Below are 14,399 nucleotides of genomic sequence, written 5' to 3'. Positions count from 1 at the left end.
TTAAACATTTATAAAATTATTTAAAACTCTAATATTCTGGAGGTTTTATCTTTTAAATACGAGATATTAGATTGCAGCTCATTTCCGAAGCGATCTGCCCCCTGCAATTTCAATCCTTCTAGAAAAGAGACTCCTCTATCACGGAGCTGTTGCAATGAATCTCCACGGACAATCGCAAGTGCTAAGTTTGGGTCAAATTCCGTCGGGATTTCATAATCACAATCAGTTGGAACCTGTGTATAAACTTTAAGCCAGTCCTGTTCTTTCCAGCCGAATTTAGAAATAGTCCCTACCCACGGAGAAAAATTGTCATCAGGATTTTCAGCCAGAATACGGTATTCAAGTGCAAGCCCTTTAAGTGCAATATCCCTTTGGGAGTATTCTAACTCCTCACCAAGGCCCAGCCGCAACTGTTCGCGAACTATATCAACCTCATTCCCGTTGATACTTGCAATGGCAGCAGAAACGCCGTTTTCTACCTGAATTCTGGTATTAACTTCCATAAGAAAAGGATCACCTTTAGGCGTTACAATCCACTCCCATGTCCCCACATTGTCATATCCGACTTCTTTTGCCATTGAAAGCGAATGGTCTGTAATGCGCTCAAGCACATCCGCAGCATTAAAAATGTAATCAATGCCTTCAGGTGCAAATCCCGGTGCTACTTCAATCCGTTTTTGATTACCGCTGCTCTGAATAGAGCAGTTACGAGTCCCGAAATGAACATGTTTTTTACCGGACCGTTCAGAAACGATCTGAACTTCAAGATGATTAAATCCGTAAATGCGCTGTTCGATCAGCACACCTTCATCATTAAACTGCCTTTTGGCATAATTACGGATCCGTCTGAAAGCAGAACGAAATTCATCCTGATCAGTGACTTCTTCAATTCCCATTCCCCCGCCGCCGGCAGAGGCTTTAACCATAATCGCAGTAGCTTTGAAACCCTGTTCTTTTTGGAATGAAAAAAGACTGTCGGCAAATTCAATCGCTTCAATTTCATTATAAATAGGCTTATCAGAGCCGGGAATAGTCGGAACTTTAAGACGTCTGGCAAGATGTTTTGTATTGATTTTGTCGCCAAGTTCACGGATTACCCACCATGAAGGACCTATGAAAATCAGCGGATTCTCTCTTTTGGCAACGCGGCGGGCAAAGCGGAAATCTTCGGCAAAGAAGCCGTAACCGGGATGAATTGCCGTAGCATCACAGTTATCTGCAACGCTGAAAATCTCATTGTCATCACGGTATGAGCTGATACGGTAAAGCGATTTCTCGCCTCCGCTTTCACGGGCAAAACGAACATGACCGCTGTCTCGGTCTGCTTCGGTATAAACGCATATAAAACGATGTTTAAGCTCAATACAGGCTTTAGCAATTCGAATCGCTATTTCACCTCTGTTAGCTATAAGTACCCGATGTTCTCCACTGTACACAGTCTAAAATTACCGCCTGATAATAAAATTGAAGACGTCTTTGATCAGGATGCGCCTTTTTTCTTGCGAAGCTGAATCATCCGTTTTTGAATTTCAAGAACCAGCTTATCAAGCCTTTCTTCCTGATACTTATCAAGATCTATAAAGACACAGCCCATCAATCCATCTCCAATGTGCCTGACAACCTCACAGGTCATTCCAAGAAGAATCTCTTTTTGACCTAAAAGCAAATCTACGTGAAGCTGCTTTCCAACCTCAAAAAAATCTTTTCCGGCAACAAAAGCAAGCCCGTTTACACTGAAATCTTTAACACTATAAGAAGCAAGATATCCCTTGATTCTTATAGCAAGCCCCGGAACACTTGCCCGAAAGGCTCCCCTCGCCTTATTTGCACTATCGTAAGATAAATCCATCTCACTACCATCCTTGTTCAACTGATTACTACCGTTGACTTATGCGTTCATCCATTAAGGCCCGGTTAATATTTTATCCAGTACAAATACAACACGCCTGTTACGCTGCCGGTTGCGAGGAGAATTATTCGGAACAAGCGGGTCCATTTCTCCAAGTCCGGTTGCAGTAAGCCTGTTCGGCTTAATTCCTAGTTTCATCAAATATCTAAGAACATTAACGGCACGCAACGAAGAAATTTCCCAGTTATCTTTAAGACGACTGCCTGCGGAAGGCTGAATATCATCAGTATACCCTTTGATATTTATATACTGATCAGCGTGCTTAACAAAAAAATCTCTAAGCGATGCAACGGCCTGCATCCCTTGTGGGCTCAAAGTAACTTCGCCGAGATTGAACAATACATCAGACGGAAGATTTATAATAATATTCCCGTCCTCAAAGTTTGCACTCATAATCCCCTCAACCCCTTTGGTTGTCTGGAGATACTTAACATCTTCAAAAACTTTCTTCTGCGCTTTAATAATTTCTCTGCGCGTCACAACCTGATTTAAAATTTCTCCGGCTTCTTCACGCGCAGATTTACTTGTAGCTATTTTATCTAGCTTCCCGGTAATAGCCTTAGTAACAGACTGAAATGTCATATCAAATTTCTTAGCATCAACTTCAGACATAGAATAAAGCAAAATAAAAAAGACCAGCAAAAGCATAGATAAATCGGCAAAAGTAGTTATCCACTCATTGGAATCATCATCATCGTCTTCAATATCATCCGGCAAAATAGAAGATTTAAGTTCTTCACTACTCATGGCTTACTGTCCGTTCTATCTTTAGGAGCGAGGAAAGATGACAATTTTTCGTAAACAAGTCTCGGGTTATTATTTTCAAGGATACATTTAGCTCCTTCGAAAATAATTTCCAGATGCAATTGTTCTTGAAGAGTTCGGGCTCTAAGCTTAGCCCCGATAGGTATAAAGAGGACAGTTGCCAAAACTGAACCATAAAAAGTGGTTAAAATAGCGACAGCCATTGCAGGACCGATAGATTTCGGGTCTTCAAGATTTGAAAGCATCTGCACAAGCCCGATGAGAGTTCCGAGCATACCGAAAGCAGGAGCAAGTCCCGCAAGACGTTTATAAACATCATGCGCAATCTTGTGCCGTCTTTTCATGGCGGATATTTCTATTTGAAGAGTAGTGCGGATAAGTTCAGGATCAGCATTGTCAGCAATAAGCTGGCAGGATTTTCTTAAAACAACATTTTCTGTTTGCACATTTTCAAGAGCAATGAGCCCTTCACGTCTGCTTATTTCAGCAACCTTAACCATAATATTGACAACTTCATTCACCTTAACTTTTCGTGAAGCAAAGGCTTTGAAACCGGCAATAATGGCTTGCACTACTTCTTCGAAAGGAAAAGCAACACAGATAGAAGCAAGAGTGCCGCCTATAACAATCATCATACCGGGAAGATTGACAAAAATATCAACAGCCCCGCCCATAAAGATTGCACCGACAACAAGAGAAAGCCCGACAAGCATTCCGATTAGTGTGGAAAAATCCATAGAATCCCATTCTCTTTTAAGTTAGTAGTAAACTGAATGATGCAGCAAACATGCCCGGCATGTCCACAATAAATCAACCCATAAACTACGAGTTTGAAACTATGACCTCCCCCGATCTAACAAGTTCTATTACCAGTCATATACTAGAAAAGATAGATAATTTTCAAGTTGGAACCACAGGAATTATTTTAGGTTCAGGACTTGGAGAGGCAATCACAAAATTAGATAACGCAATTGAAATTCCCTATTCAGAAATCCCCGGACTTCCGCAGTCAACAGTCAAAGGGCACAGCGGCCGCTTAATATATGGTTTTATGAATAAAAAACCCGTTCTGGTTTTCAGCGGCAGATTCCACCTTTATGAAGGTTATTCTGCAGCAGAAGCCTGCACAAGCATTCGCATAATGGGAACGCTCGGAATCAAAAAAGTTTTTTTAACCAATGCTGCCGGAGCTATCAACCCGCAATTTGATGCAGGCGACCTGATGCTTATAACTGATCATATTAACTTTACAGGACAGTCGCCTCTGACCGGACACAACTATGAAGAATGGGGATTAAGATTCCCTGATATGAGCAAAGTTTATTGCGAAGAACTCATAAAAACGGCGCTTGAAGCGGCAAAGGCTGTATCTGTCCGGCTTGAACGCGGTGTTTACATCCAGCTTTCAGGCCCTAACCTTGAAACTCCGGCTGAAACCAGAATGTTCAGACTTCTGGGCGGTGACGCAGTCGGCATGTCCACAGCAATAGAAGCTGTTGCGGCCGTTCATATGGGAATGAAAGTAATGGGCATAGCCTGCCTGACAAATAAAAATCTGCCGGACTGCATGGCTGAAACAACTCACGAAGATGTAATCGAGCAGGCATCAAAATCATCTGCTGCCATGTCTGCGCTTATTCGTGAGATTATCTCCCGTATGGATTAAAAGCGATACAAAGCGAGTCATTATCCTGACTATCTAACGCATCTTATGCCGGCTGAGAAAATAAATATTAATTTAATCAGCTGGCATAACGTGTTTTTTAGTGCGTGGCATCACCGTTGCATTAGATTTAGTGGCAGAATACTCACGCAATTTTATTTGTAAACGGAGAGCTTTTCATGAAAGGCAAAAAATTTATCATAGTTTTGACCGCCGTCATACTGATGTCCGCTTCAGCATGTGCAAAACAGCAGCAGGATACTATCAATTATATAGGAGAAAGACCCACCACAGGTCCATTTTTCGCAGAAGATGAAACTCCTTTAATTGAGATCAACTATCATGCCGGAGACAAAATAGCTTCCCAGCTTGATGAAGTTCTCCCACTGGGGTCACCGATTACAGTTACGGTCTTTCGTCTGCGCGGTTCCACCTTAAAAACAGATTTTGCGCAAATTGCAACAGAGCAGGTGGCATCACGGCTAGCGCAAAAAGGATATGCCATAGTTGCCGACAATTCCCGTTTTTCAATGAAAGCTGCGTCTGAGGGCGTCGAGCCGCCCGAAAAATGTGTTCTTGCCGGATCATACACGGTAGGCCCTGAACTTATTTATATGACAGCGGCAATTTCAACCATTGATGACGGTGAAATTCTCGGATCTTGGGACTGGACCGTGCCGTTAAACGGTCAAACAAAGTCACTTCTGCCCAATGCGGAGGATATAGATATAACTCCTATGGTCAACACTTCCGGCCCCCTGAGTAATCAGGATAAAGACATGAACAGTTTTCAACCAAGCTATAGTCAGCAGCCAGACCGCATTCTTCCCGGATTCGAACAAAATATTCTTAACTAAAAATTTAGACCAACATAAAACAGCCCTGCATTGATATTATCTCAGTACAAGGCTGTTTTTTTTATTATTATCAAGCTGTAAGTTCAACTACTACCTGATTACGTCCGTTATTTTTAGCTTTGTATAAGGCGATATCAGCTGCTTCTAATAGCTGATCAAGTTGCTCATTTCCGGAATATTCGGTGACCCCGATACTGGCAGTCACAGTTTCCCCATGGGCAAATGGATTTGCAGAAATTGCTTCTCTAACTTCATTCAGAAACAATTTTGCGGCTTCAATTGAAGTCTCAGGCATAACCATAACAAACTCCTCACCTCCAATCCTGGCGAAAAGATCAGCTTTGCGAATCCTACTTCGAATCAAGCGGGCAAACTCTTTTAAAACGTCGTCACCAACCCCGTGTCCGAAGGTATCATTGACAATTTTAAAATGATCTAAATCAAAAATGGCGATAGACAAAGGACGTTTATACCGTTTGCTCAAGTGCATAATTTTTTCAATATCTGCGTAGAAACCATGTCTATTAGGAAGGCCGGTAAGCTCATCAGTTACCGCCATTTCTTTCATTAAATTAAAATTAGCATTAAGTTTACTGCGCATGTCATCCAAAGTATTGCCAAGCATGGCCAACTCATCCTTACCCTGCCACTCGCACGCAATTCCCAGCTCTCCCTTAGACAAAATTTCTGCCTGCTTTGTAAGTCGCGTAAGAGGCTTTAATATTTTATAATAGATTACAGGTATTACCAGTAGCAAAGTACTTAAAAACATAGATGAAAATAAAATTATAATATGATTCAGATAAGTTTTAATTCGTGGAATAACCCACCCCTTATCAATTTTAACTTGGACATAACCCAAAATTTCACCATCTTTAACAATCTCTTCTCGCAGAGACGCAGAGTCAAATTGATGATCTGGTGTTTCTTTGGATACCCGCAAAAGGTAAACGTCAAAAAGTTTAGAAAAAACTTCAATACTGACTATGCGCTCATCTTTCAGAAGCGAACTTGCAATATTACGAACCTCTTCCGGAGAAAATGATAACATTGCATCTTGAGTGTCTATCGCAAGTGTTTTAATAGTTCCGCGGTGAAACTCAGACAACTTTTTTTCCAGCCTTATCCGCTCCTGCTCAAGGGTTATGATCATACCGGTAACAAGCGGAAGGAACAATCCAAGCAGCAAAACCATGATTAAGTACAGGGCTACACTATGAAATTTTGTTTCTTTATTTATTAACACAAGCAGAGCACTTCATATCCTCAGTGTAATCATGAACACGAATTGAACCAAGCTCAATTTCATTTTTTATATTCTCAATACGCGCGCGCATTTCAAAACTGACCAATGATTTGTTGTTTTCATCAAAAACGACCCCGACAGCATCCTGCTCAAGTCCGAGCCTTTTATAATTATCGCGCCAAACACCTCTTTTAGCTAGCATCAAAGCGGCAAAAACAGCTTTATCAGTACGCTTGATCATTGAAGTAAGAACACTGCCGGGATATAAACCATTCTGATTTATATCCACACCGATTCCAAGTTTTCCACGCTCCGCAGCAGCCTTAAGCACAGCTGGACCTGCCCCACCTGCCACCTGATAAATGACATCCGCCCCTTTATCTATCATATTGTTTGCCAGTGCTGCTGTAGCATTACCGTCAAACCACGCCCCCGGATAATTACCGGTAAAACCTTTAAGAACTTTTATGTGAGGATCAATATATTTTGCGCCCTGAACATACCCGCAACAAAAGCGGCGCAGAAAAGGAATATCTTGAATTGAAACAAAACCGATAACCTTGCTTTTCGAAGCCATAGCCGCCAAAGCTCCTGCTAAAAAGGAACCTTCATGTTCAGACATAATAAAAGAGAATATATTCGGCTCATCATAAACAGTACCAAGTACAATAAATCTGCTAGCCGGATATTTGCGTACAAAATTTACCAACTGAACAAAGTGATTTCCATAAGGTATAAATATTGGGGAATAACCTTCGTCTGCATATTTTTTAACTGTTTTAAGGTAATCATTCATTTTAAAGCCTACAACAGCTTCGGTGCAATTCGCTCCAGTTTTTTCAGAAAAACGTTGAACACCCTCGTGAATGGCCAGATTAAATGAATTTTTATCAATACTACCCTGATAAACCACCACAGGTTTAAAATTATCAGCATAAGCACTGACAAAGCTTACAAAAAATGCCAAAAGCAACACATTTAAAATATAAAAATTACGCATAACCACCATTTTATTTAGAACCATTAAAAAATATCTCCAACAGTTAACACCTAGCTATTGATTTAACTTACTGCAATCTTAATATGTGCACCATCTAAAAAACAATAGTACTTTACAATTTAGATCATAAATGCATACGCATATTAGTTACAAAATAAAAAATCCCTTCACATAATTTATGTGAAGGGATTTTCAGTTTAAATTCAGTTAAAAGAACTAAGCAAAAACAGGCTGAGTAAGACCGCCTTTAAAAATTATTTCACCTGTGCGAGCGACGATAATCTTCTCAGCAGGGATATCAACACCGGATTTTTTAAGAGCCTGCTCAGTAATTTTACTCATATTTGAGCAGCACGGAACTTCCATTTCAAGGAGAGTGATCGACTTAAGTCCACATGTTGCGAAGATGGCTGTAAGTCTTTCAATGTAAAGTTCAACATCATCAAACTTAGGGCAACCCATCAGCACTTTGCGTCCGGGAAGAAATCTTTCATGATATCCGGGCATGGAGACGGCAACACAATCTGCGGTGAGTAAAAGATCCGCCCCTTTAAGAAACGGTGCTTCGGGCTGAACAAGACGAATCTGAATAGGCCAATGTGTAAGATGTGAAGGCCCTGCTTCGATTGCCATATCAGTCGGCACGTTAGCCTTTTGGCATGGAGTAAACTCCATAACTTTTGAACTTCCACAGCCGGATTTAGGGGCGGATTTCGCAGCAGCTTTATCAAGCCTCAAACTTTCAGGGGAAGGCATATGGTCCGGCACTTCTCTGCCCTGCTTTGTAAGTAAATCCCGTACAGCTTCAGGATCAAAATCTTCGGTTTCCACATCCTTAACAGTAAGAGCTCCTGTAGGACACTCGCCCAAACACGCTCCCAGACCATCACAAAATTTTTCAGCAACCAGACGGGCCTTACCGTCAATAATTTGTAATGCACCTTCTGCACAGCCCGGAACACACTCTCCGCAACCGTTACAGAGTTCTTCGTCAATATGAATGAGTTTTCTCGTAACCTTCATTTTTTCTCCTGAAACCTTAAACCGATAAATTTTATTTACATGCGGAGGGACGTTTGTTCCCCCCGCATATTTATGTTCAATAATTAAGCAATTTACAGCGTTATGATTAACCTAAGATAGCCTTGAGATCTTCATCAGGAGTGCTGATAGGCATAATGTTGAAATTCTCAACAAGGAAGTTCAGCACGTTCGGGGTGATGAAAGCCGGAAGACTAGGTCCAAGGCGAATATCCTTGATTCCGAGGTGCAGCAAAGTCAAAAGAATTGAAACAGCCTTCTGCTCGTACCATGAAAGTATCATGGATAATGGAAGCTCGTTCACACCGCATTCAAAAGCTCCGGCAAGGGCAACTGCAATCTGGATAGCGGAATATGCATCGTTGCACTGTCCGATATCAAGCAGACGGGGAATTCCACCGATATCACCGAGTTTTTTGTCGAAGAAACGGAACTTGCCGCAGGCAAGGGTAAGAATAACACAATCACTTGGAACTTTTTCAACAAACTCAGTGTAGTAGTTACGACCGGGCTTAGCACCGTCACAACCGCCGACGAGGAAGAAATGACGGATTGCTCCGGATTTCACACCTTCGATAACCTTATCAGCTACACCGAGGACTGCGTTTCTTGCGAATCCGCAAAGAACAGTACCTTTATCTGTATCAGCAGGAAAACCGGGGAGCTCTTTGGCTTTAGCAATGACTTCGCTGAAATCATTGTTAGGAACATGTGTTACTCCGGGCCATCCGACTAATCCGGTTGTGTAAATATCACCTTTATATGTTTCAGCCGGCTTCTGAATACAGTTGGTGGTCATAAGAATAGCACCGGGGAATTCAGCAAATTCCTTTACCTGATTCTGCCATGCAGTTCCGTAGTGACCATAGAAGTGACTGAACTTTTTGAGTTCAGGATATCCATGACAAGGAAGCATTTCACCATGTGTATAAATATTAATTCCGGTACCTTCAGTCTGCTCAAGCAAACCGCGAAGATCTTTAAGATCATGACCTGAAACGAGGATTGCTTTACCTGCTTTAGCTCCGAGAGGCACTTCAGTAGGCACAGGATGACCGTATGTTCCGGTGTTACCTGCGTCCAGAAGTTCCATTGCTCTAAGGTTCACTTCACCACATTTCATGCAGAGAGCGACCAGCTCATCCATACTCAAAGGCTTGAGTGATGCAGCAAGTGCTTCATGGATAAATGCGAATACCGCTGGATCTTCCTGTCCGAGAATTGCAGCATGGTCAACGTAAGCGGCAACGCCCTTAAGTCCGTATATAAGAATCTGCTTAAGTGAACGCAGATCTGGATTTTCATCAAACGAAGCTGTCGAAAAGGCTTCGCCCTGCTTGCTGAGCTCAGCAGCAGTTGCGCCGACTTTAGTAGCACCGCCGCAAGAGCATCCGCCCTTTAATTTTCCTAAGAGTTCATCTCTTGCTGCTGCAACATTTTTAACGATAGGGATAAACCTTTCGTCATCAAAATTTACATTAGTAAGAGTTGAAAAAACAGCTTCGGCAGTAAGGCGATTCACAGCTGAAGGAATTTCAAGACCTTCACCGCGGGCTTTAACCGCAACGGTTCCAAGCTCTGCAAGAACGCGGATCAAAAGATCCTGAATTGCCGAAGTTTCATCAGTCTTTCCGCACACACCTTTTACGGTGCATCCTTGCCCTTTTGCTGTCTGTTCACATTGATTGCAAAACATAATTTTCTCCTTTTCAGGTAAGTTGTTTTCCCCATTCGTTGATTGCAGAATAAGGAAGGACTCAAAGGAAGTATTTGACCCAAGTCAAAAGAGCGTTTTTTTTATTAATCTTCCCACAATATACAGTTAACAGGGCACGTATCCATGGCCTCTTCAATTTTATCTTCAGAAGCTCCGTCAGGATTATAGACCTGAGCAAGATCGCCCGGCCCCATGGAAAAGACTTCAGGACATGTTTCCACGCAAGCTTCGCATCCTATACAGACATCAATATCAACAGTTACAAGACGACTCATATTATCTCCTTATAATTTTAATTTTAAACTGCATAATTCAAATAATTTCTTATCACATATATGAAACAGATAATACTCTTTTTTAAAATTACAGTGCCGTTAAAACATTTAAAGAAACCGCTGACAGCGGCCCTAAAAGGCTTACATCCTAGCTACGCCTAAAAATAAAGCATGAAACGAGATCGTCAGAACAAGAAAAATTTTGCGTGATTTATCAAAAGATAAAAAAGGTAATTTATAACCGATGCACCCGTGAGTGCATGGAGAAATGCAATCTCCGCAAAGAGTGCAGGATAGTCCCGGATGACCTGATTTCAAATCTTCCTTACGCAAAGCACCATACCTGCAAACTCTGCTGCAACGCCCGCACATGGTGCAACCTGAGGTAATTTTAATTCTCCACGGTGAAACTTTACCAAGAATATTCGCAACAATCCCCATGGGGCAAAATGATGAACAATGTACCATCATTCCCATCTTGCGCGAAAAAAGAAGCATCACAAAAAGTCCTATCAGACCGAAAAAAACGGCCCATAAAACAGCTACTGTGCCTGAAACGCCTGCAACTCTGAAACCCCATGCAACTGTCACCACTAAAATTAAAAGGATCAAGCGCATCCATATAAGAGCATGTGGAAATTTTGCAGACGGACGTTTACCGCTGATGCGGCTGAATTGATCATCCCATGCGCCGATATAACAGAGGTGACTGCACCAAGCGGAACCGACCATAAACACGGACACGGCAAAAAGAATCGGCATAAAAAATCCGCTTCCTCTAAAAACAGGGCCGCCGACAATGAGAGCCGGAACAGGAAGATGCAGATGTCCTGTCATCAGAAACAGATCCAATCCTGTTAAGCCGAGCATCAATTGAAAAAAGAATACAACTGAAAAGAAAGCCCATATTCGTGGCCGGATCATTTTTGCACCATCCGGCAAAAACATCTTTCCACCGATCCAAGCAGCATAAGCAGACAAAATAAATATCTCAGCCCTGCCCCAGTCGGGGAAAAATCTGTCTAACAGTAATACGGGAAAAGGAGCCTTGCTGCGAACTATTTCCAGCAGCAAGGCCGTTAGTAGGAAAATAGCAGATTTAAACCACATTTTATCAGGATCACGATGAAACCATTTTATTCCTGCCGGCAGCAAGGGCAAAATTGCAGAGAAAAACGTAACACCGAAAAGTGCTCCCATAATAATTCCCAATCTGAGCCAATCCTCACCGAACCCTATCCGCAGACTTATAAGCTGTGCACCTTTGATGATCCAGAGGAGCGCGCCGCCTCCAAGAACCGCCGTGGTAACAACTGCAACCCAGCGTTCTTTGATAAAAATCAGCCCCCCGCAACCCAAAAAACACACAGCAAGTCCCATATCTCCGAGACGAATACTATGAGCGGCAAGCAATAAATAAGATATCGTGATTATAAAAACTGGCAATATAAATCCTTATTTTTTATTAAGATCTTAGTCCTGCAACAATTTCTCGTGGCCGATTTTATCCATAATCTGCCCGAATCGTTTGCCGTCTTCATAGTTCTCTACCCAAAGTTTAATACTCTTAGAAATCAAAAAGAAAACTTCGTTGCTGCTGTATACTCCGGGAAGCTCTGCTCCTAAACGAGGATGCCTGCCGAGACGTCCTCCGACAAGAACTCGCCACCCGTTTCTGGAACATGAAATAACTTCAACAGGGCAAGTGCGTGTACATAACCCGCAAACAAGGCATTTTTCACGTGTGATAACAACCTTGCCGTCAACTATTGCCATTGCATCGTCCGGACAGCTCCTCACACATTCACCGCATGTGATACATTCTTCGTGATTAATCAGCGGCACACATGCACGGATAAGTCCTATGTCAGAAATATGCGGACGTGAGCAACCGTTGGGACACGCAGCTCCGTTAACACTGAAAGCCTTATGACGCGAAATATTATCACCAAACTTCTTTTTAAGAAATTCAGGCCACCCGGAATCTATCACGGTCTGCTCAATTCTATCGGCAAAACTCTCTTCAACAAAAAGAGCAAAGCGACATTCTCCGCCTTCAATCCCACGGCAAATATTTATGATTGCTGATTTCTCCATAGTCAAACCTCTCCTGCTCATGATATTAAGCGATTGAATTTATTTATAACGATAAACGAAAAAGTATAGTCTGACTTAAATCAAAAAGTAAGACTGTATAATCGAAAAAGTGAGTTGTAATGAAAAAGACACATAATCTTGGCCAAATAAACTTATTTGCAGGACTTTCGGAAAGCCAGCTGGAAAAACTGGAGAGTATAGCCGTCCCCAGAAAAGTTATTCGCGGTGAACAACTCTTTTCCATGGGGCAGGATGCCAGCGGCTTTTACAGTGTCGAAGATGGCAGGGTCAAGATTTACAGGGAATCACTTTCCGGTAAAGAGCAGATCATACATATTTTCGGGTGCGGAGAAATTTTCGGGGAAGTACCTGTTTTTCAAGGCACAAGTTATCCCGCAAGCGCAGTGGCTCTCGAAGACTCAACGCTGCTCTATTTTTCACGCGACAGATTTGAAAGAATAATTAAAGAAGACTCGAGTCTCGCCATGAGTATGCTGGCTCTGCTGTCAGGAAGGCTCAGACAGATGGTCAATAAAGTAGCCGCCCTCAGCCTTGAAGAAGTACCCGGAAGGCTGGCAAGCTATCTGTTGCTGCTGAAAACAACTCAGAACTCAAATGTTCTGGAACTTGACCTGCAAAAAGGACAGATAGCCGCATACCTAGGCACAATACAAGAAACACTCTCACGCATTTTTAAGAAAATGAGCGAACAGGGATTGATAAAAGTCGACAAAAACACTGTCGAAATTATTGATGAGGCATCTCTGGAACTTATTGCGAGCGGGGAAGAACAACTTTAGATAAAGGTTCTGCCACCCATCCGCTAGCTAGCGGTGAGCCTCCATCATTGTATTTGCGTCTTCCCATGCCTGTGCAACCAAAGACGCAATCTGAGGTTTAGAATATTGTCTATCCGCTCCTACAGAAGCTCCTTTGTGCAATAATTCCTCAGTAATAAGTGATGAAAACAGAAATACGGTCAATTCTTTCAAAATCGGGTCAGCCTTGATTCTGCGTGTCACGGCATGACCGTCCATACCCGGCATCTCAATATCGGAAACAACAAGCTGGAGATAATCCGTAATAGGCTTTCCTTCACGTTCGGACTTATCTTTAAATGTCAAAAGGGCATCCCAAAGGTCTTTACCGTTAACAAAGGCTTCCACGGAAAAACCGCCTTTCTCCAAAGCCTGTTTTACCAGATTACGCATAGAACGAGAGTCGTCCGCACATAGAGCTTTAAAAAAGACTTCATCAACCTGAGCAACATCAAGCAGGACGGCGTCACCTTTAGCAGGGCTTAAATCATCCAACGCCTGTTCAAGATCGAGCACCTGAAGAATACGATTAGGATCAGTCAATTTTACTGTTCCGATAATTGTTCCTTCAGCATACTTAGCCATATCACCTTGCAATGATTCAAGTTCTTCCCAGCTTATGCGATGAATTCTGTTAACGCCGGAAACTAGAAATGCACTGGTCACATTATTAAATTCAGTGATTAGCACCATCCGGTTTTCACCGCGCACTTTATCCATTCTCAGCCAGCCGCTAAGATCGATAAGCGGAATGACAGATCCCATAAATTCGAACATCCCCAGAACAAGGATATTATGTGTATCTATTTTGCCTGAACCGACTTTATTACTTGTTCCGTCTTTACGGCCTGAGAAATTCTTTAAGTCATCTTCTTTAATTATTTTTTTAACTTTGGCTACATTAAGCCCGAAGGACCAACGCTTCTTTTTGTCGCCGGTACCTTCGTCAAGATATAGTTCAAGAATTTCAACTTCATTAGTTCCGGCTTTCAAAAGGATCTTGCTCGACAT

The 14,399-nt window shown here is 42.2% G+C and carries 15 protein-coding genes; 3 read left to right on the top strand and 12 right to left on the bottom strand.

Annotated elements, in window-relative coordinates:
• Positions 1 to 20: 20 nt before the first annotated feature.
• Genes B9N78_RS11255 through B9N78_RS11240 form a run of 4 tightly spaced genes read right to left on the bottom strand, consistent with a single transcriptional unit; the run spans position 21 to position 3,411 of the window.
• The gene (locus B9N78_RS11255) at positions 21 to 1,436 is read right to left on the bottom strand and encodes an ATP-binding protein (RefSeq protein ID WP_085102259.1); all 1,416 of its coding nucleotides are present in this window, start codon (positions 1,434 to 1,436) and stop codon (positions 21 to 23) included.
• A 44-nt stretch (positions 1,437 to 1,480) separates the two neighbouring features.
• The gene (locus B9N78_RS11250) at positions 1,481 to 1,849 is read right to left on the bottom strand and encodes a PilZ domain-containing protein (protein ID WP_085102257.1); all 369 of its coding nucleotides are present in this window, start codon (positions 1,847 to 1,849) and stop codon (positions 1,481 to 1,483) included.
• Between the two features lie 54 nt (positions 1,850 to 1,903).
• Positions 1,904 to 2,656: an OmpA/MotB family protein gene (locus B9N78_RS11245; protein ID WP_085102255.1), complete on the bottom strand. Its 753-nt coding sequence runs from the start codon at positions 2,654 to 2,656 to the stop codon at positions 1,904 to 1,906.
• On the bottom strand, positions 2,653 to 3,411 hold the full coding sequence (locus B9N78_RS11240) for a motility protein A (RefSeq protein WP_085102253.1): 759 nt from the start codon (positions 3,409 to 3,411) through the stop codon (positions 2,653 to 2,655). Before B9N78_RS11240 ends, B9N78_RS11245 begins: the two co-directional genes overlap by 4 nt.
• Before the next feature lie 101 nt (positions 3,412 to 3,512).
• Here B9N78_RS11240 and B9N78_RS11235 point away from each other — a divergent pair, with 101 nt between their 5' ends.
• On the top strand, positions 3,513 to 4,340 hold the full coding sequence (locus B9N78_RS11235; RefSeq protein ID WP_085102374.1) for a purine-nucleoside phosphorylase: 828 nt from the start codon (positions 3,513 to 3,515) through the stop codon (positions 4,338 to 4,340).
• A 176-nt stretch (positions 4,341 to 4,516) separates the two neighbouring features.
• Positions 4,517 to 5,194, top strand: coding sequence for a hypothetical protein (locus tag B9N78_RS11230; protein WP_085102251.1), 678 nt, complete (start codon positions 4,517 to 4,519; stop codon positions 5,192 to 5,194).
• Positions 5,195 to 5,264: 70 nt separating this feature from the next.
• On the opposite strand, the gene B9N78_RS11225 is transcribed toward B9N78_RS11230, so the two are convergent.
• The 7 genes from B9N78_RS11225 to B9N78_RS11195 form a co-directional block, all read right to left on the bottom strand.
• A complete protein-coding gene (locus B9N78_RS11225; RefSeq protein WP_245805529.1) occupies positions 5,265 to 6,440 on the bottom strand; it encodes a GGDEF domain-containing protein in 1,176 nt (391 codons plus the stop codon).
• Positions 6,427 to 7,464 (bottom strand): BMP family ABC transporter substrate-binding protein, encoded by a 1,038-nt coding sequence (locus B9N78_RS11220; protein ID WP_245805528.1) that lies wholly within the window; start codon positions 7,462 to 7,464, stop codon positions 6,427 to 6,429. Before B9N78_RS11220 ends, B9N78_RS11225 begins: the two co-directional genes overlap by 14 nt.
• Positions 7,465 to 7,656: 192 nt before the next feature.
• Positions 7,657 to 8,463: a 4Fe-4S dicluster domain-containing protein gene (locus B9N78_RS11215; protein ID WP_085102249.1), complete on the bottom strand. Its 807-nt coding sequence runs from the start codon at positions 8,461 to 8,463 to the stop codon at positions 7,657 to 7,659.
• A 106-nt stretch (positions 8,464 to 8,569) separates the two neighbouring features.
• Positions 8,570 to 10,177 (bottom strand): hydroxylamine reductase, encoded by a 1,608-nt coding sequence (gene hcp / locus B9N78_RS11210; protein ID WP_085102247.1) that lies wholly within the window; start codon positions 10,175 to 10,177, stop codon positions 8,570 to 8,572.
• Positions 10,178 to 10,281: 104 nt separating this feature from the next.
• Positions 10,282 to 10,473 (bottom strand): ferredoxin, encoded by a 192-nt coding sequence (locus B9N78_RS11205; protein WP_085102245.1) that lies wholly within the window; start codon positions 10,471 to 10,473, stop codon positions 10,282 to 10,284.
• Positions 10,474 to 10,614: 141 nt separating this feature from the next.
• Positions 10,615 to 11,919, bottom strand: coding sequence for a 4Fe-4S binding protein (locus B9N78_RS11200; protein ID WP_085102243.1), 1,305 nt, complete (start codon positions 11,917 to 11,919; stop codon positions 10,615 to 10,617).
• A 27-nt stretch (positions 11,920 to 11,946) separates the two neighbouring features.
• Complete coding sequence (locus B9N78_RS11195) at positions 11,947 to 12,570, bottom strand: 4Fe-4S binding protein (protein WP_085102241.1); 624 nt, start codon at positions 12,568 to 12,570, stop codon at positions 11,947 to 11,949.
• A 119-nt stretch (positions 12,571 to 12,689) separates the two neighbouring features.
• Between B9N78_RS11195 and B9N78_RS11190 the strand changes: the two genes are divergently transcribed.
• Positions 12,690 to 13,370, top strand: a complete 681-nt coding sequence (locus B9N78_RS11190; protein WP_085102239.1) for a Crp/Fnr family transcriptional regulator — start codon at positions 12,690 to 12,692, stop codon at positions 13,368 to 13,370.
• A 27-nt stretch (positions 13,371 to 13,397) separates the two neighbouring features.
• On the opposite strand, the gene B9N78_RS11185 is transcribed toward B9N78_RS11190, so the two are convergent.
• Positions 13,398 to 14,399 carry a chemotaxis protein gene (locus B9N78_RS11185; protein WP_085102237.1) on the bottom strand — a complete coding sequence of 334 codons (1,002 nt, stop codon included), beginning with the start codon at positions 14,397 to 14,399 and terminating at the stop codon, positions 13,398 to 13,400.

The sequence above is a fragment of the Desulfovibrio gilichinskyi genome, from assembly GCF_900177375.1.
GTDB lineage: Bacteria > Desulfobacterota > Desulfovibrionia > Desulfovibrionales > Desulfovibrionaceae > Maridesulfovibrio > Maridesulfovibrio gilichinskyi.
Note: the sequence above shows the minus strand (reverse complement) of the source record. Positions and strands in the feature narration are given on the sequence as shown.